14 protein-coding genes and 1 pseudogene are annotated in these 17,643 nt (G+C 69.0%); 11 read left to right on the top strand and 4 right to left on the bottom strand.

What is annotated here, in order from left to right; all coding sequences use genetic code 11:
- Positions 1-57 precede the first annotated feature (57 nt).
- From OH809_RS08445 to OH809_RS08415, 7 genes and pseudogenes are all read left to right on the top strand, one after another.
- Positions 58-1,341 carry an ABC transporter substrate-binding protein gene (locus OH809_RS08445; protein WP_406423003.1) on the top strand — a complete coding sequence of 428 codons (1,284 nt, stop codon included), beginning with the start codon at positions 58-60 and terminating at the stop codon, positions 1,339-1,341.
- 185 nt (positions 1,342-1,526) lie between these two features.
- A complete protein-coding gene (locus OH809_RS08440) occupies positions 1,527-2,336 on the top strand; it encodes a carbohydrate ABC transporter permease (protein WP_406425294.1) in 810 nt (269 codons plus the stop codon).
- A complete protein-coding gene (locus OH809_RS08435) occupies positions 2,333-3,160 on the top strand; it encodes a carbohydrate ABC transporter permease (protein ID WP_406514977.1) in 828 nt (275 codons plus the stop codon). Before OH809_RS08440 ends, OH809_RS08435 begins: the two co-directional genes overlap by 4 nt.
- A 131-nt stretch (positions 3,161-3,291) precedes the next feature.
- Complete coding sequence (locus tag OH809_RS08430; RefSeq protein ID WP_406423005.1) at positions 3,292-5,658, top strand: DUF5703 domain-containing protein; 2,367 nt, start codon at positions 3,292-3,294, stop codon at positions 5,656-5,658.
- Between the two features lie 254 nt (positions 5,659-5,912).
- Positions 5,913-6,108 (top strand): annotated as a pseudogene (locus OH809_RS08425) (carbohydrate ABC transporter permease); the annotation flags it as partial.
- A gap of 135 nt (positions 6,109-6,243) precedes the next feature.
- A complete protein-coding gene (locus tag OH809_RS08420; RefSeq protein WP_406423006.1) occupies positions 6,244-8,625 on the top strand; it encodes an Ig domain-containing protein in 2,382 nt (793 codons plus the stop codon).
- 564 nt (positions 8,626-9,189) lie between these two features.
- Positions 9,190-9,603, top strand: coding sequence for an IS3 family transposase (locus tag OH809_RS08415; RefSeq protein ID WP_406423007.1), 414 nt, complete (start codon positions 9,190-9,192; stop codon positions 9,601-9,603).
- Positions 9,604-9,786: 183 nt separating this feature from the next.
- On the opposite strand, the gene OH809_RS08410 is transcribed toward OH809_RS08415, so the two are convergent.
- The 3 genes from OH809_RS08410 to OH809_RS08400 form a co-directional block, all read right to left on the bottom strand.
- Complete coding sequence (locus OH809_RS08410) at positions 9,787-10,239, bottom strand: pyridoxamine 5'-phosphate oxidase family protein (RefSeq protein WP_406423008.1); 453 nt, start codon at positions 10,237-10,239, stop codon at positions 9,787-9,789.
- A gap of 375 nt (positions 10,240-10,614) precedes the next feature.
- Entirely contained in the window at positions 10,615-11,223 is a 609-nt protein-coding gene (locus tag OH809_RS08405; RefSeq protein ID WP_406423009.1) for a CBS domain-containing protein, read from the bottom strand.
- A 196-nt stretch (positions 11,224-11,419) separates the two neighbouring features.
- Complete coding sequence (locus tag OH809_RS08400) at positions 11,420-11,818, bottom strand: hypothetical protein (RefSeq protein WP_406423010.1); 399 nt, start codon at positions 11,816-11,818, stop codon at positions 11,420-11,422.
- A gap of 368 nt (positions 11,819-12,186) precedes the next feature.
- Between OH809_RS08400 and OH809_RS08395 the strand changes: the two genes are divergently transcribed.
- Positions 12,187-12,879: a response regulator gene (locus OH809_RS08395; protein ID WP_406423011.1), complete on the top strand. Its 693-nt coding sequence runs from the start codon at positions 12,187-12,189 to the stop codon at positions 12,877-12,879.
- A 64-nt stretch (positions 12,880-12,943) separates the two neighbouring features.
- On the opposite strand, the gene OH809_RS08390 is transcribed toward OH809_RS08395, so the two are convergent.
- Positions 12,944-14,662 (bottom strand): SulP family inorganic anion transporter, encoded by a 1,719-nt coding sequence (locus tag OH809_RS08390; protein ID WP_406423012.1) that lies wholly within the window; start codon positions 14,660-14,662, stop codon positions 12,944-12,946.
- A gap of 247 nt (positions 14,663-14,909) precedes the next feature.
- Here OH809_RS08390 and OH809_RS08385 point away from each other — a divergent pair, with 247 nt between their 5' ends.
- The 3 genes from OH809_RS08385 (at position 14,910) to OH809_RS08375 (ending at position 17,640) form a co-directional block, all read left to right on the top strand.
- Positions 14,910-15,530 (top strand): hypothetical protein, encoded by a 621-nt coding sequence (locus OH809_RS08385; protein WP_406423013.1) that lies wholly within the window; start codon positions 14,910-14,912, stop codon positions 15,528-15,530.
- 154 nt (positions 15,531-15,684) lie between these two features.
- Entirely contained in the window at positions 15,685-16,590 is a 906-nt protein-coding gene (locus OH809_RS08380; RefSeq protein WP_406423014.1) for a universal stress protein, read from the top strand.
- Between the two features lie 27 nt (positions 16,591-16,617).
- On the top strand, positions 16,618-17,640 hold the full coding sequence (locus tag OH809_RS08375; RefSeq protein WP_406423015.1) for a zinc-dependent alcohol dehydrogenase: 1,023 nt from the start codon (positions 16,618-16,620) through the stop codon (positions 17,638-17,640).
- Positions 17,641-17,643 lie beyond the last annotated feature (3 nt).

The raw sequence follows: 17,643 nt of genomic DNA, 5'->3' as shown, positions 1-17,643 counted from the left end.
ATCTAAATTCTGGCCGAGCGACATCCCCCGGTGGGTTCGACCAGCAAGGAGGGCCTCATGAGCAAGCGGGCCAACTGGGGTGCGGTAGTGGTGTCGTTGGGCCTGGTCGCGCTGACCGGCTGTGCCGTCGGTGGCGGGAACGGAGGTGGGAGCGGTTCGGGCGATGACGTGACGTTGAGCCTGCTCACCTTCGAGACCCCCAACCTCACCGCCTCCTACTGGGACGACATCATCGCCCGGACCAGCGCCAAGGTGCCGGGGGTGAAGATCAAGAAACTCGTCGCGCCGAGCGCCGAACAGCGCAACGAGTACACGCGCCAACTCGACTCGACCGGCGCACTGCCCGACATCATGGTCGCGATCGACCCTGCCGGACTGGCGGAGGGCGGCAAGCTCGCTCAGTTCAGCAAGAAGGAACTGGCGGACTGGGTCAGCCCGACCGCGAACAGCTTCAACGGCAAGACCTACCAGCTGCCCACCAACTCGCAGACCTGGCAGATCTACTACCGGAAGGCGGCCTTCGAGAAGGCGGGCATCACCACTCCTCCGAAGAAATGGGACGACCTGCTCGCCGCGGTCGGCAAGCTGAAGGCGGCTCAGATCAAGCCGTTCGTCATCGGCGGCGGTGCACCGGACGGCCTCGGCCCGCGATGGACCTTCGCCCAGCTGGTGGCCGACGAGGTCTACGCCAAGGACCCGAAGTGGCTCGACAAGCTGATCGCGGGGAAGACCGACTTCAGCGACCCGCTGTTCGTCAACGCGGCGACCAAGATGAAGGCACTGGCGGGCAAGGAGAACGTCCACAACCTGTCGGCCACCTACGCCCAGGCGCAGGACGCCTTCCTCGCGGGCAAGGGCGCAATGTACCCGATGGGCTCGTGGTTCCCGGCGGCCCCGGACAAGGCGCAGCAGAAGCAGATCGGCGTCTTCCCCATGCCCACGCAGGACGGCTCGCTCGTCGTGCCCGCGTACACCGGCGGTGGGCTGTCGGTGAGCGCCAAGTCCCCCGACGTCGCGAAGGCCAAGCGGTGGGCCATCGAGTTCTCCAAGCTGAACGCCGACGGCGGGGCGCGGTACGACGGCTTGTTCGTCGCCCTCAAGGGCTACAAGCCGCCGTCCGGCCTGCCGCCGCTGTACAACACCACCCTCGATCTCTACACGAGGGCCCAGTCCAGCGGAACCGTGACGCCGAGCTTCGGTAACGAGGGCGGTGTCCCGGCCCTGCCGTCGGGCTTCATGCCCACGGTCGACGCGGCACTGAACGATCTCCTCAACGGCCGTGCGGACGTGGGCAAGTTCGTCGCGACGCTGAACACGAAGTTCAAGGAGCTCTCGAAGTGACACGCCCCTCGCCCGCCCGGACGGGGACCGTCGCCGCCGGAGGAATGTCGCCGCCTGCCCGGCCGCAGGCCACTTCGGCCCCGTCCGGGCGCGCGGGTGGGCCGCACCGGCGCCGCACCTGGACGTGGTCGTCGGCGGGAGCCGGCGCCGTCTTCGTCCTGCCGACCCTCGCGATCTTCACCGCGATGGTCCTGGCGCCCATCCTGTGGACCCTCTACGTCGGGATGACCGATGAGCGCGCCACTCGCCCGGAGACCTCGTTCGTCGGCCTGGACAACTACGGTTTCCTCCTCAGGAACGAGGAGTTCCGGCACTCCCTGTGGAACACCGTGGTGATCACGGTGATCGTGGTGCTGTTGACGAACCTGCTCGGTCTCGCGATCGCCCTGCTGCTGCGCCGGCCGGGTCGGCTCTACAGCCTGCTCCGCGGTGTCTACTTCACACCGGTGATCCTTTCCGCTGTCGTGGTGTCGGTGATCGGGCGCTCGATCCTGGCGGACGACGGCCTGCTGAACAGCACGCTCGTCTCGCTTGGGGTCGAGAACCCGCCGGGCTGGCTCACGGATCCGTCGTACGCGATCTACTCCGTCTCCGGGATCATGGTCTGGCAGTTGCTCGGCTTCGCCGTCGTGGTCTACCTTGCCGGGCTCGCGGGGATCCCCGCCGAGCTCGATGAGGCGGCGAGCCTCGACGGCGCCGGCCCCTGGCAGCAGTTCCGTGCGATCACCTGGCCGCTGCTCGCGCCCGCGCTGACGATCAACACCGTGATGCTGATGATCAGCTCGTTCAAGGTCTACGACCAGATCGCCGTGCTCACCAACGGCGGCCCCGGCACCGACGGCACGGCCACCGTGGCCTTCGAGGTGATCCGCACCGCCTTCTCCGAGCAACGTCCGGGAGTGGCGTCCGCGATGGCCGGGATCATGCTCGTCGTCGTCTCGGCCGCGAGCGTGACCGTGCTCAAGCTCCTGCAACGACGAGAGGTGAATCTGTGAACTCCCGAACGCCGTGGATGCGGCCGCTGTTGGCCACCGGCGTGGCGGCCGTCTTCTGCATGCCGCTCTACGTGGCGCTGGTCAACGTCTTCAAACCCAGCTCCGAGGTCGTGACATCGCCGTTGGCGCTCCCGGTTCCGCCGACCCTCGACAACCTCGAACACGTGCTGAGCAGGCCGGACGGGCTCTTCTGGTACGGCCTCGTCAACTCCGTCACCCTGACCGCAGCGTCGATCCTCATCACCACCGTGCTGGCCGCGATGTCGGCGTACCATCTCGTGCGGTCGGGCCGCTGGTGGAGCCGTGCCGTCCTCGGCGTCATGCTGGCCGGCCTGATGATTCCGCCCGCGGTGATCATGCTTCCGATCACGCGGATCCTCGACGCCATCGGCTTGTTGCACACGATGCCGGGTGCCGTGCTGGTCGACGTCGGGTACTACCTGCCGTTCGCCGTGTTCGTCTTCATGGGCTTCATCCGCTCGATCCCGCGCGAACTCGAAGAGGCCGCGGCGGTCGACGGCGCCGGCCGGTTCCGGATCTTCTGGCAGGTTGTCTTCCCGCTGCTGCGGCCTGCTTCGGCCAGCGTGCTGATCTTCCTCGGGGTCTGGGTCTGGAACGACTTCCTGACCCCGCTGCTCGTCCTGGGCCCGGGAGCCGGGAACACCGTGACGGTCGGGATCTTCCGTTCCATCGGCCCCTACCAGCAGGACTTCGGGGCGGTGTTCGCGTTCATGTTGCTGGCCACACTGCCCGTCCTGGCCTTCTATCTCGCCTTCCAGAAGCACTTCGTTCGCGGCCTGACCGGCGGCGCCATGAAGGGCTGACCGGCACGACCGCCCGTGCCGTGCAATGTCCACCGAGAGACCAAGGGAGAAGCATCATGCGGTTCTCGAAGCCCACACCCAGTTCCCAGCACATCCCGCGGAGAGCCATACTCGGCCGAACAGCCGGTGTGTTGGCAGCCACGGCGCTTCCCCTCGGCACCCTGTCTGCGGTCGGCGCACAGCCGGCAGCGGGAGCCACCGGCGCTGCCGTCGCGGAGCCGACTGCCACCGTCGTAGACCGGCTGCTCCCCGCCTACAACGAGGTCTGGACCTCGAAGAGCACCGACGTCACGGGCTCGATGCCAATCGGGAACGGTGTGCAGGCCGCCAATGTGTGGGTCGAGGGCGACCAACTGCGGCTGCTGCTCGCCGCAGGCGACGCCTGGGAGGAGAACGTCCGGCTGGCCAAGCTCGGACAGCTCGACATCACCTTCTCCCCCAACCCGTTCGACTCCAGCGGGTTCCGCCAGGAGCTCAAGCTCCACGAGAGCGAGGTCGTGATCACCGCGGGCAGCGACCCGGTGATCACCACCCGGGTCTGGGTCGGCGCCGACGAACAGACGATCCACGTCGAGAGCGACGCGCCCAGCGCGTTCACGATGGACGTGCGCTTCACCAACCTCCGGCCCCAGGACAACCCGTCCCCGTCGCGCAGCAACTTCACCTTCTACGACCTGGTCAACAGCGAGGACGGCTACGTGGGCGTCCAGCCGAAGGTCTACGCCGACCGGGTCCTGGACCGACCCGGGACCATCACGTGGGCACACCACAACTCCGAGTCGGCGTACGACGAGATCATGCGCCTGCAAAAGCTCAACCCGGGCATCCACGACGACCCGCTCACCGGTCGCACGTTCGGGGGGCAGGTTCGCGGTGAGGGTTTCGCCAGCACCTCCGCCTCCGGGCTGCGCTCCGACCGCGACACCTCGCACCGGCTCGACATCACCTTGCACTCGAGCATCGACCTGTCTGCGAGGTGGCAGGAGAGGTGGGAGGAGGAGATCGGTGACCTGGCCAGCGAGAGCGCGCGAATGCCCGTCGACCGGCTCCGCGCCGACCACCAAAGGTGGTGGGACCGGTTCTGGAACCGGTCGTACATCTTCGCCACCGGCGACGCCGACGCGGACAAAGTCACCAAAGGCTGGCTGCACACGCGGTACCTCCAGGCCACCGCGGGCAGGACTCCCGCGATGCCGATCCGTTTCAACGGCTCGCTCTTCACCCCCGGGCGCCCCGACGACGCCGACTTCCGCAAGTGGAACAGCTATCACGGGTTCAACCAAAGGTTCGCCTACTGGAACATGCTCGCGTCCGGCGACTTCGACCTGATGAAGTCCTACTTCGACCAGTACGCAGAGTCGTTGCCACTGGCCAAGGCGAGGGTCCAGGCGTTCTGGGGCGAACCGACCGTCGAAGAGCCTTCCCGTGTCGAGCTGCCCGCCACGCAGGGGGCCATGTGGCCCGAGGTGATGGGCCTGTGGGGCCATGCGGTCGGGGGCGAGTACGGCTGGAACCGCACGGGCCATGCCGCCAACTGGTTCTCCGGCAGTTGGACCCGCTGGCTCTACGCGGGCAACGTCGAGATAGTCACGTTGATGCTCGACTACTTCTCCTACACCCACGACATGAGGTTCGCCCGTGAGAAGCTGCTGCCGGTGGCTCGGGAGGTCGTGATGTTCTACGACACCCACTGGCACCACAAGGACGGCACGATCGACATGTACCCGATGTACTCGGGCGAGGGCGACCGGAACCTGCACAATCCCGCCGCCGACACTGCGGGGCTGCACCGGATTCTCGGCGAGCTGCAGACGTTGCCGACCTCGCTCACCACTCGCGGTGACCGGGCCTACTGGGCGGAGGTGACGGACCGCCTCCCCAACCTGCCGGTGGGCGAGAACGCGCAGGACAATGACACCTCGTGGGGACCGCGTGACCGGCTCAAGACCGCCTCCACGGTCTTCCTCGGCACCGACACCAACAACCAGAACCTCTACCCGATCTTCCCGATGCGGTTGTTCGGCGCCGGTCAGCCCCACCTCGACCTCGCCGTCGCCTCCTACCAGGAGCGGCGCGGGAAGTATCCCGCCGACGGGACCCAGGACTGGCGGCACGACGCCATCCACGCGGCCTACCTCGGACTGACCGAGGAGGCGAAGTTCCAGACCCTCGCCGCGTTCCGTACCGGGGCCTGGCGCTACACCGGCTTCGGTCCCGGGAGCGTCGACGGCGAACCCGGCATGGAGCCGCACGCCATCGCCAAGATGGCGCTCCAATCGATGCTGCTGCACCCCGGCGCCGACGACGACGCGATCCTCTACAACGCCTGGCCGAGTGAGTGGAACGTGCAGTTCAAGCTCCACACCACTCGCGGCCGCACGGTGCAAGGCCGCCTCGTCGACGGCGAGTCCGGCCACACGGTGACCCCCGAGGACGTCGGCGACCTGGTCCTCGACGAACCGGAAGCCGGCACCAGCACCACCGCCGGCCTCCGCTGAGACGGTGGGCATCTCCGTTGGTTCGCCGGGGGTCATGCCGCCTGGTCGGCGAGTCGGGCGTCGTGCCGGCGGCTCCGACGCGGATCTGCGGGTGGTCGTCCGCCTTCGACCTGGAAAGGTACAGGCGCAGGCACGAACTCGAGTGCCCGATCGGGCTCCTCGAACAGGCCAGAGGTGTCGCGACCAGGTACGACAAACGGGCCTCCCGCTACGTGGCAGCCGCCCAACTCACCCTCATACGAAAGACGCTGTGACCACATCTCGCCGCCGGCCCGGGACCCGGGAACACCGTGACGGTGGGCATTTTCCGCTCCATCGGCCCCTACCGGCAGGGACTTCGGGGCGGTGTTCGCGTTCATGTTGCTGGCCACACTGCCCGTCCTGGCCTTCTATCTCGCCTTCCAGAAGCAATTCGTCCGTGGCCTGACAGGGGGTGCCACGAAGGGATGACCGGCACGAGCGGCCGGTGCAGTGCAGTTTCCGTCGAGAGATGACAGGAGAAACATCATGCGGTTCTCAGGACTCATAGTCAGATCGCAGCCCCCCCAGAGGAGGCCCGAACGGCGTCGGCGGATGGCCGGTTCCGTGGCAGTCGCGATGCTGACCGTCGGCATCCTGCCCGCGGTCGGCGCACAGTCGGCGCAAGCACGGCCTGACGGAACGACTCCGTCGATCGAGATCCAGGCCGGCTATCTGGACCTCGAGCTCGACAGGACAGGGACGGTCGTAGGCCTGGAGGACGTCAGGACCGGGGTCGACCACATCGCGCCCGGTCATGCAGCGTCCCTGGTCAGCCTGGTCGTCGACGGCAAGCAGCAGAGGCCGACCACGGTTGACCGTTCCGGACCCGGCGGCCAGATGCTCACGTTCCGGAACAAGGCGGCTCATTGGAAGATCCAGGTGAAGGTGGTCACCAAGCGCGGCGGCTACACCACCTTCGAAGCGGTCGCCATCGACGCGCCGAAGGATGTCGACGTGCAGACCCTGCTCTGGGGTCCACTGGCCACGTCGATCTCCAAGACGGTCGGCACATCGGTGGGCGTGGTCCGCGACGACGATTTCGCCGTCGGGCTCCGTCCGCTGACCGACCGTACCGAAGGCGCCTGGCCGCAGGAGGACCAGGACATGGGCTGGGAGAGCGAGGTTGACCACGACCCGGACCACGTGAGCGTGGGTTCTCTGGAGGAGTGGAGCGCGGCAGGCGTGACCCCCTGGGGTTCCGTACTGCGCGCCTTCACCTTCGACTACACCAAGGAACGCCACCGCAAGGTACACGGTTATCCGATCCCGGTCGGGCCGCTGCCCGGCCGCGACGGCGAGATCGCTGGTTCCAAGATTGCACTCTTCGGAGCCTCGCCCGAGGTGACGCCGACGATCCTGTCCAACATCGCGGCGGGCGAGAAGCTGCCCTACCCAAGGCTGAACGGTCAGTGGCAGAAGGCCTCCCAGGCGAGCAGCCAGTCATGGTTGGTGCTCGGCGACCTGGAGACCGACAACATTCCGGCGGCGGCCCGATTCGCCAAGGCGGCCGGCATGAACCGCATCTACTCACTTACCAGCAACTACGGCCCATGGGAGTCGAGCGGCCACTACAAGTTCGACTCGAGCTTGGGCGGGAGCGACGCCGGGGCCGCGGCAGCCGTGGACATCGCCAAGGCCAACGGTGTACAGCTCGGCGTACACACCCTGTCGGACTTCATCAGCACCGGCGACGAGCCCTACAACTGGGCCTGGTTCCCGCGGGACGACTACCTCACGCCACCCGCCGACGACCGGCTCGCGACGGGAGGCAGAGCCTCGCTCACCCGTCCGTTGACGGCCGGCGACACCACCGTGTACCTCGACTCCGGCGCGCTGCTTGCTGCGGGACTGCACCACAACTACGTGCGCATCGGGAACGAATTCGTCAGCTACGGAGCGGCCGAGCAGGTCGGGAACGAGTGGAAGCTGACCGGCGTGCAGCGCGCGCGATGGGGATCGGTCGCGGCCTCACACGCTGAGGGCGACCTCGCCGCCCGAGTCGTGGCCAACAGCTACGGCGGCGCGATCGGTGGCCATGCCGTCCTCGACGAGATCAGCGACAGGCTGACCACCGCGTGGAACAAAACCGGCATCACCGGTATGTCGTGGGACGGCCTGGAGTCGGCATCGGAGTCCGGCTGGGGCGCTTACGGCATGGCTCACCTCGTGAACGGGACGTTCCGGCAAATCGATGCCAAGGACCGATTCATCTCCGAGACCAGCCGGATGACCTCGAACACCTGGGACGCGCTGACCCGGGCCAGCTGGGGTGAAGTCGGCAGCACCTCGATGGAGCAGGTGTTCACTAACAACAAGTACCTCCAGGCGAACTTCCTCCCCGGAATGCTCGGCTGGATCAGCCTCAAAGGCTCGGACAGTCTGCTCACCATGGAGTGGAAGCTGGCTCGAGGCGCCGGCCTGAACGCCGGGACAGGTTTCCAGAGCTCGGTCTCCCGCCTCGAGTCGGGCGGGGAGAACACGACGCGGCTGCTCGAGGCCATTCAGCAATGGGAGACGGCACGCAACCTGGGCGCGTTCACCGCGGAGCAGCGGGCGCGGTTCCGCGACCTGACGACGAACTGGCACCTGAGCGTGGTCGAGCCGGGCAAGCGCTGGTCCTTGCAGGAGTTGGACGCTGACGGCAAGCCGGTCGGCGCCCCCCAGGCCGTCGTCGCTCCGACCCCAGAGCTCGACGCCGGACCGCTGCCCGCGGCAGCCAAGGGAGCCCTGTACGAGGCGATCGTGAAGACCAACACGCCGGCGACCACGCGATACGCGGTGACCTCGGGGGCCTTGCCCGCGGGGCTCGTACTCAATGCCGATACCGGCGGAATTGTGGGGACACCGGTCACTGCGGGAGCGGCGCGGTTCACGGTCACGGCGTACCAGAGCTCCGGTCAGCCGACAGCGCAGCGCAACTACGTGATCGAGGTCGGCAGTCACTGAGCTTGTAGGCGTGGTGTCGTCAGGGTGAGTCCAGTGCCGGCAAGGCATCCGCCAATAAGGTCGGGCCGGTACTGGACCTGGCGCAGTCCCGGTGGGCGCCATCGAGCAGGCGGATGTAGTCCGTCTCGCTCAGCGAGCGGCGCTCGCCCTTGCGGCCGGCGGGTCGCATAGGCGACCAGTGCGAGATGCGTCTCGTCCAGCATGAGTCCCCCTGATGAGGTGGGTGTGTTCTCGGGCGCTGGCCGACTGCCACTGCCGGACCAGCCAAAGCACGGTGCCGCTACCGCGGGCGGCCGCTGAAAAGAATCAGGACTTGCCTGGCCGGTTCAGCGGCAGCACCCGCCAGCACTCCGGCGGCGGGAAGCCATGTGCCGCCGCCGGGCGTGCGGCTCAGCCGTTCACGGGCAGGCCGTGGAGCTGATAGGGGTCCAACTCCCAGGATTGGCAGGTCCTCTTCGTTCTCGTCGTCGGAGGGCAGGACCTGCACCCGGATGCACCCCGGCCGGAGCGAAGGCTACGCCCACAAGAAACGCCTTGAAACTCCGTCCGCCCGTTCCGTGCGCGATGAGGAACTCAAAGAGCGGATCGCAGGAGGTCTACACGTCCAACTACCGCGTCTACGGAGCCCGGAAGATCTGGTGCGAGCTGAACCGGCAGGAACACGCCGTGGCCCGCTGCACCGTCGAGCGCCTCATGCGCGAGCTCGGCATCACCGGCGCCGTCCGCGGCAGGAAGGTGATCACGACGATCACCGATCAGGCCGCCGAGCGGGCCCCGGACCTCCTCGACCGCGACTTCGTCGCCAGTGCCCCCAACCGCTGCTGGGTCGCCGACTTCACGCACGTCGCCACCTGGAACGGGGTCGTCTACGTCGCCTTCCTCGTGGACGCCTTCTCCCGTCGCATCGCCGGCTGGTCCGCCGCTACCACCAAGGAGACCAGGCTCGTCCTGGACGCCCTGGAGATGGCGCTGTGGTAGCGCGACCGGGACGGATTCCCGCACGCACAAGGCGAGTTGATACATCACTCAGCGTCCACGGGACTTCGAGAACTCCACGATCTTGGAAGCCGTGCCGCCACGTTCCTGGCCCCCGTCGCCGACCTGACGGACCACCACAAACCAGGCGTCACACGGCTGATCTCCGCGGCTCGTGGACCGTGATCAGGCGTTCGCGGCGGTGAGTCGGATGCCGGTGATCAAGTCCGGGCGGATACGGACCGCATAGTCCATGGTCTGGTTCACCCAGGGGTTGAGCAGTGCGCGGTAGCGGGCCAGTTCACCCGGCTCGGTCACCAGGTGGGCGTAACCGGTGACCATCACGCTCCAACCGAGGTGCATGTCCGGGTCGATGACGTCGGCCTCGTAGGCGACGACCACGCCCTGGCCGTCGGCCTGCCGCGCGCGCGAGGTCAGCGCCGCGCCCTCGTGAGTACGGATGACGATGTCGCCGTTGTCCAAGACGTGGTTCACCGGGCGGATGGTCGGCAGCGCGTGACGAGTGAAGACGATCCTCCCGAAGGACACGCTGCCCAGCAGCCGCAAGGCTTCGTCGCTGTTGAGCTCGACGCTCCGGCGCGGTCCGGCAGGAAGGGGCTGGGCATGGTCGATGGTCATGGCAGGCTTCCGTACGGTTTCGTTGCTCACTGTGGTGTGTCTTCGGCCGACGCGCGGATGCTGTCGCGTGGAAGTGGGTCCCACGGGCAGGCTCGATCAGGTCATTGGAACCGCACCGGAGCTCCTCATACCAGGGCCGTTCGGCCCTCGTCCGCGTCCGGCCGGCCCTACCCACCCCAGTAGTAGGCGGTGCGGACCGGTGCCGCTCCCGTCTTCACTCTCGCCCTGCCTCGCCCCCACTCCCAGGTGCCGATGGTCCCTTCCGGGGGCTGACCGGTACCGCTTCGGACAGGCTGGGGGCGTTCGGACAAGGGGTCGGCCCCAGGGTTCATCGCGGCGTGACCCGCGCCGCTCGGGTGGCCGGTTCAGGACGAGTCAGTGCGCGGCCGGCTGCGCAGGGCGGCAGTCGTCGATGTCAAACCCGAGCCTGCTGACCACACCGACGACGCCTTCCAAACGCCAGGTCGACCGAACGGCCAGAGGGACGTCACTACGGTGGCGGAGGCTTCCCTCCAGCATGACCATGCCGTCCCGGACGGAAACGGCGACGGCGTCGGGTGGCAGGCCCAGCGCGCTGACCAGGACCTCCTCCACCACCTGCTGACGGATCTCCTCGTCCGTACGCGAGAAGACCCGCAGCAGGTCGCGGCGGGTGGCGATACCGATGAGGCGGTCCTCCTCATCCACCACGGGCAGACGGTCGACCTCCTGACGTTCCATCAGCCGTGCGGCATCCGCGACACGTTGCTCCGGATGGATGGTGACCGCCGGGGTCGTCATCAGCTCTCCCGCGGTCGTGGCCACAGAGCCGTGCGCGAGATCGGCGCCGGAGACCACCCCGACCACCTTGTCATCGTGGTCGACGACCGGCAGTGCGCGGATACGGTGCCGGTCCAGCAACCGCACCACGTCATCCAACGGCGTCTGCCGGCTTGCGCAGACGACCTCGCTGGTCATGACTTCGCCGACGGTGCGCGTCTTCATGGCGCTTCCCTCCTTCACGGTGCGAGCGGGAGGCGGGCAGGCCTTGCTCCCCGCTGGGTGACAGTGCCTCTACCTCGAGGCACCTGCCGGCCGCCTCGCCGCCCCTTCAGCCTCGCAGCCACCCTGCGCCGCGGCGCAGGGCCCCGACGTACCTGGTGGAGGACCGACCCGCCTCGCACCGGAGGGCCGGGAGACTCTAATCCCGCCCGCTGATGGCCTGGCCACCACGCCACGGTGGGGGAGTGGCCGACCTGCGGGCCGCCTCCTTGCGGTGCAGGACCCGAGTCATCTGGCTGCGGAGGCGGTCCTGCAACCGGTCCGCCAGTTCATGTGCCGTCGCCTCCTGGGCGTGCACGACCACAAGAGTGTTCTTCACGACGAGCTCGGCCCCGGCAGACCAGGGCTGCTCGACGTGGTGCGCCGCTGCCTTCGCGATCCTCACCTCGCCGCTGACGTCTGGAACTCCGGGCCGGTTGAGGGCCGTGTCGACCTTGGTCCGGACGTACGCGAGTGCCTCTTCGTCCACATCGCCTTCCGCTCGCACCTGTACTGCGACGGTGGAGGTGACGTGGGTGCCGGTGTCCTTCGCAGTCATCTGCTCCGCTCCTTCGATCGTTGGGCAGCGGCTTCAGACTTCTGTGAGGACCGGCGTGGGCCCAGGGCTGTCAGGCCCCAGGAACGGGGCCATAGGGCCTCCCCTACAGGGCCGCCGGACTCGCCCTTCGGCACTGTGGGTCCGACCGGCTGCCGGGAGCTGCCAGGGGGCGTGATCCTCGACGTGGACGTGTCCGGCCCGCCAGTCCGTCCCCGCACGGCACCACTGCTTCTGGCTGCGGGAGACCCTGTGGAAACAGGGCCGACCGGCCCTGGCCCTTCGGCCCGGATCCGGGAAAGATCCCGGTACTGGAGACCGGTACGGTCCAAGTGGACATCGACGAGTAACGCGGAACCAGGGAGCAAGTGATGGCGGACAGCAAGCAGCCCGGCCCCGACAGCCCGATCCGGGTCTTCCTGCTGGACGACCACGAGGTGGTACGACGTGGAGTGCGCGACCTGCTGAACGACGAGCCGGACATCGATGTGATCGGTGAGGCCGGCACCGTGGAGCAGGCCCTGGTGCGGGTCCCCGCACTGCGCCCGCAGGTGGCGGTCCTGGACGTCCGGCTGCCCGACGGTGACGGCGTGACCGTGTGCCGGGAGCTGCGCTCGCGCATGCCGGAGCTGTCCTGCCTGATGCTGACCTCCTTCGACGACGAGGAGGCGCTGCTGGACTCGATCATGGCGGGCGCGTCCGGATACGTTCTGAAGCAGATCCAGGGATCAGACCTGGTGTCCGCAGTACGCACCGTGGCCCGCGGCCAGTCCCTGCTGGATCCGAGCGCCACCACCAGGCTGATGGCCCGTCTTCGGGACGGGCAGCAGCAGGAAGAAGAGCCGGAGGCCCTGCCCGGTCTGACCGAGCGGGAGCGGGAGATCCTCGCCCTGATCGGCGAGGGCCTCACCAACCGTCAGATCGGCCAGCGGCTCTACCTCGCCGAGAAGACGGTGAAGAACCACATCTCCCGCCTGCTCGCCAAGCTCGGCGTGGAGCGCCGTATCCAGGCCGCGGTCATAGCCACCCAGGTCCAGGGCCGGCAGAGGCAGGAAGGGCGCTGAAGTCCCGGGGCCGGAAGGACCTGTAATCGCCGCTGCCCCACGGGCGGCTGACCTGCGACCGGAGTCAGCCGGGCCCGGCATCGAGCCACCGACGGTAGGCGGCAACCGCCGTCGGCAGCGTCGGGAAGATGAGATCCGACCCGACCGAGCCCGCGAGACCGTACTCCTCCAGGTCGTCCAGCAGGTCCTGCTTGACCCGGGCGAGGGCGAACACGATGCCGCGGCCGCTCAGTTCGCGGCGCAGTTCGTCGACCGCGTCGAGGGCGGTGATGTCGACCTCCACGTTCGCCTCGGTGTTGAGGACGAACCAGTGGACGGGATCGGTCTGTTGGGCGACCGCGGCCAGCGCACGGCGCCGGAAGTTCTCCGCGTTGGCGAAGAACAGCGGCGAGTCGTAGCGGTAGACCAGCAGGCCGGGGATCGTACGGGCCTGGGGGTAGTCGTCCACGTCGTGCATGCCCGCCACCCCGGGCACCAGCCCCTCCACCGCGTCGTGGGGTCGCGCCACCCGGGTCAGCAACTCGGCCACCGACAGGCCCACGGCCACGATCACGCCGTACAGGATGTCCAGGGCGAGCACCCCGGCCAGGCAGCCGAGCGCGAGCAGCAGTTCGCGGCGGCGGAAGGACGCCAGGCGGCGAAAGCCCGCGAGGTCGATCATCCGCACGGCGGCGTAGACGACGAGCGCGCCCAGCACGGCGGCGGGGGTGCGGGTCAGCAGCGGACTGAGGAAGAGCAGGACGGCCAGCACCGCCGCCCCGGCGACCAGGGAGTACGCCTGGCTGCGGGCGCCCGCCGAGGAGGCGAGGGCGGTGCGGCTGGCGCTGCTGCTCACCGGGAAGCCGTGCAGGGCAGCGGCACCCAGGTTGGCCGCGCCCAGGGCGAGGAACTCCTGGTTGGCGTCGAGCCCGGGCCCGTCTGCCTCGCGGTCGGAGAACGCCCGTGCGGTGAGGATGAAGTCGGTGTACGCGACCAGGAGCACGCCGAGGGCGGGCAGCACCAGGTGCGGCAGCTCGCTCAGGTCGGGCAGGGCGAGGTCCGGCAGCCCCGAGGGGACCTTGCCGATCACCTTGATGCCGTACCGGTCGTCGAGGTCGAAGGCCACCACGGCCGCCGTACCGAGGACCATGGTGAGCAGCGGCCCGGGCAGCGCACGGACGTAACGGGCCACCAGGAAGAGGAAGGCGAGCGCGGCGGCCGAGAAGGCGACGGTGTTCGGGTGCACCTCGTCCAGATGGCTGACGAACGACCACAGTTGGGGGAAGAACTCGGAGCCGGTCGTCCTCGCCCCGGTGAGTTTGGGCACCTGGTCCACCATCATGATCAGGGCCACGCCCGCGAGGTAGCCGATCAGGACGGGACGGGAGAGAAGGTCCGCGAGGAAGCCCAGCCGTACCGTTCGCGCCACGAGGCACAACAGCCCGACCGTGGCCGCGAGGCCGGCCGCCAGCGAGGCGTAGCGCCCGGAGTCCCCCGCGGCGAGCGGGCCGACCACGGCGGCCGTCATGATGGCGGTCGTCGACTCGGGACCGACCGACAGCAGGCGCGAGGAACCGAACAGCGTGTACAGCGCCAGGGCCGGCAGGATCGCCCATAGCCCGGCGACCGGCGGCAGCCCGGCCACACCCGCGTACGCCATGACCTGCGGCACGAGGTAGGCCGCCACGGTCACTCCGGCCAGCAGGTCGCCCTTCAGCCACGCACGCCGATAGCCGAGAAGCGCGGCGAGGCCGGGCACCAGGCGGTGCCACCCGGGAATGTGCCTGTCCGAGCCGTCGGTCATGAGCCGCCCTTCGCCTTCAGGATCCACCGGAGCGCCGCCATCCCTCCAGCTGGGGGGGCGCGGTCCACGAGATGCCCACAGGGTCCCACGCGTACCGTGCACAACGCGTTCGCGCCAACAGGCCCCCATAGAAAGGGACCTTCAGCCCAACGGCCGCAGACCTTCGGCATCCGGCGGCGCGCGGCGCCCGCGACAAGAGTGAGGAGCGTCAGGACAACGACCAGACATCCCCGAAGGGATCACCGCCATGGCCGTGCACGAGCACCCTCACCGGAGCCCGGGCTTCCACCCGTTCTTCCGCAGGAACAGCACCGGCTCCGCGATCGCCGTTTCGGCACGCACCGACACCCACTCCGTGGGGGCCTACGCCCTTGCGTCCCTGCGTCTGCTCACCGGTTTCGTCTTCCTGTGGGCGTTCCTGGACAAGACTTTCGGCTTCGGCTACGCGACCGCGTCCGGCAAGGGCTGGATCGACGGCGGGTCGCCGACGAGGGGCTTCCTCGGTTCCGTTGCCGCCGGGCCGATGGAGTCGACGTTCCACTCGTGGGCCGGTGCCGCCTGGGCGGACTGGCTGTTCATGCTGGGCCTGCTCGGCATCGGCGTGGCCCTCATGGCCGGTGTGGCGTTGCGGCCGGCGGCGGTGGCGGGCACGGCGATGATGGCGTTGATGTGGATCGCCGAGTGGCCGCCGGCCAAGCACCTGTCGGACGGGTCGCCGAGCATGTCGACGAATCCCTTCGCCGACTACCACGTCATCTACGCGGTGGCGCTGATCGCCGTGGCGACCGCGGGCGCGGGTGCCACCTGGGGCCTGGGCCGGCTGTGGGCGCGGCTCCCGATCGTCCGCGACCACACCTGGCTGCGCTGAAAACCCCACGGCGCGACAGCCCCTCGCCCTGGGACCCGTCGCGCCAGGGTCCATCGGTCACGCTGAAGGACCAGTGGCCCCTGCCCCGAAAGACCCCCTGAACACGACGCTGGAATCGGGTCCCTTCGGGTCCCCGATTCAGGAGGTGGAGATCATGCCCCGCACCATCACCGTAGGTCTCGACGGCTCGCCCGAGAGCCGGGCTGCCGCCGAATGGGCTGCCCGCGAGGCGAAGCTGCGCGGACTACCCGTGAGGCTCGTCCAGGTCTGGGAACCGGTACCGGAGCCCATGGCCCAGGCCCCGCTGTTGGGCGCCGAGACCCACCAGCACTGGACCGAGAGGGCGCCGCGCGAGGCCGCCGAAGGGCTGCGGCTGCGCCACCCCGGCGTCGAGGTGGCCACCGAACACGTCACCGGACGGCCCTCCGAGGCCCTGGCCCGCGCGGCGCAGGACGCCGAACTGCTCGTCCTCGGCTCGCGCGGCCTGGGCGGGCTCCGCGGCTTCCTGGTCGGCTCGGTCGGCCTCGCGGTCGTGGCGTCCACCGAGCGGCCCGTCGTCCTGGTCCGCGCCGGAGAGCGGGCCACCGACGAGCACGAGATGGACGAGGCCGGCATCCCGTCCACCGCCGCCCCCTTCCGTCCCGTCGTCCTCGGACTGGACGTCGGCAGCCCCGACGAGACGCTGATCGGGTTCGCCTTCGACGCCGCCACGCGCCGGAACGTGCCGCTGCGCGTCGTGCACGGCTGGAACCCGCCGCCCTACTACGCCTACGGCATGGCCCTGGAGGCCGCAGTCCAGCGGGAGCCGGCGGAGGTCGACTCCACCGTCCTGACCGAGGAACTGCGCCCCTGGCGGGAGAAGTTCCCCGACGTCGAGGTCGTCGCGGAGTCCCGCTGCGGCAGCCCGTCCAACCTCCTGATCGACGCCTCCCAGGAGGCCTCCCTGGTCGTCGTCGGCCGGCGCATGCGCCGCTCTTCCGTAGGCGCCCACATCGGCACCGTCACCCACGCCGTCCTGCACCACGCCACCGCCCCCGTCGCCGTCGTCGCACACGACTGACGCGCCACTGCAGAGAGAGAAGAGACCATGAAGGCAGCAGTCGTACGAGCTTTCGGCGAGCCCCTGGTCATCGAGGAGCGCCCCGACCCCGAGCCCGGTCCCGGCCAGGTCCGCGTCCGCGTCGAGGCCTCCGGGCTGTGCCACACCGACATCCACGCCGCGTACGGCGACTGGCCCGTCAAGCCCACCCCGCCTTTCGTCCCCGGCCACGAGGGCGTCGGCCTCGTCGAGAAGCTCGGTGAGGGCGTCACGCATCTGAGCGTCGGTCAGCGGGTTGCCGTGCCGTGGTTGGGCCGAGCGTGCGGGCGGTGCGAGCACTGCCTGTCCGGCTGGGAGACGCTGTGCGAGCAGCAGATCAACACCGGGTACGGCTGCGACGGCGGATACGCCGAGAAGATGCTGGCCTGGGGCGACTTCGCCCAGCCCGTGCCCGAGGGCGTCACCGCCTTCGAGGCCGCCCCGCTGACCTGCGCCGGCGTCACCACCTACAAGGCCCTGAAGGTCGCCGACGTCAAGCCCGCGCAGCTGGTCGCGATCTCCGGCGTCGGCGGCCTGGGTCACCTCGCCCTGCAGTACGCCAAGATCGCCGGCGCTACGGTCGCCGCGATCGACGTCACCGACGACAAGCTCCAACTCGCCGCCGAGCTCGGCGCCGACATCGTCATCGACGCCCGCAAGCAGGACGTCGGTAAGGAGCTGAAGAAGCACGGCGGTGCCCACGCGGCGATCGCCCTCGCGGTGAACCCGGCCGCGTTCGAGGCCGTCAACTCCGGTCTGCGGCGCGGCGGCAAGCTCGTCATGGTGGCCCTGCCCGCACACGGCACCGTCCAGGTGCCGATCTTCGACACCGTCCTGAACGGCACCTCGGTGATCGGCTCCATCGTGGGCACGCGGCAGGACCTCGCCGAGGTCTTCCAACTCCACGCGGCGGGACGTACGAAGGTCATCTACGAGACCCGTCCGCTCGCCTCCGTGAACGAGTCGATCGACGCGGTGCTGCGCGGCGAGATCAAGGCCCGGGTCGTCTTCGACCTCGGCGCGGGACGGTGAGGA

The sequence above is a fragment of the Streptomyces sp. NBC_00873 genome, assembly GCF_045207415.1.
Lineage (GTDB): Bacteria > Actinomycetota > Actinomycetes > Streptomycetales > Streptomycetaceae > Streptomyces.
Note: the sequence above shows the minus strand (reverse complement) of the source record. Positions and strands in the feature narration are given on the sequence as shown.

What these genes read in the sequence shown, in the direction of transcription:
- OH809_RS08410 (WP_406423008.1), bottom strand. Translation starts at nt 10,239, where the DNA reads ATGACCATCGACCATGCCCAGCCCCTTCCTGCCGGACCGCGCCGGAGC.
- OH809_RS08415 (WP_406423007.1), top strand. Translation starts at nt 9,190, where the DNA reads ATGAGGAACTCAAAGAGCGGATCGCAGGAGGTCTACACGTCCAACTAC.
- OH809_RS08405 (WP_406423009.1), bottom strand. Translation starts at nt 11,223, where the DNA reads ATGAAGACGCGCACCGTCGGCGAAGTCATGACCAGCGAGGTCGTCTGC.
- OH809_RS08385 (WP_406423013.1), top strand. Translation starts at nt 14,910, where the DNA reads ATGGCCGTGCACGAGCACCCTCACCGGAGCCCGGGCTTCCACCCGTTC.
- OH809_RS08400 (WP_406423010.1), bottom strand. Translation starts at nt 11,818, where the DNA reads ATGACTGCGAAGGACACCGGCACCCACGTCACCTCCACCGTCGCAGTA.
- OH809_RS08390 (WP_406423012.1), bottom strand. Translation starts at nt 14,662, where the DNA reads ATGACCGACGGCTCGGACAGGCACATTCCCGGGTGGCACCGCCTGGTG.
- OH809_RS08380 (WP_406423014.1), top strand. Translation starts at nt 15,685, where the DNA reads ATGCCCCGCACCATCACCGTAGGTCTCGACGGCTCGCCCGAGAGCCGG.
- OH809_RS08395 (WP_406423011.1), top strand. Translation starts at nt 12,187, where the DNA reads ATGGCGGACAGCAAGCAGCCCGGCCCCGACAGCCCGATCCGGGTCTTC.
- OH809_RS08445 (WP_406423003.1), top strand. Translation starts at nt 58, where the DNA reads ATGAGCAAGCGGGCCAACTGGGGTGCGGTAGTGGTGTCGTTGGGCCTG.
- OH809_RS08440 (WP_406425294.1), top strand. Translation starts at nt 1,527, where the DNA reads ATGGTCCTGGCGCCCATCCTGTGGACCCTCTACGTCGGGATGACCGAT.
- OH809_RS08375 (WP_406423015.1), top strand. Translation starts at nt 16,618, where the DNA reads ATGAAGGCAGCAGTCGTACGAGCTTTCGGCGAGCCCCTGGTCATCGAG.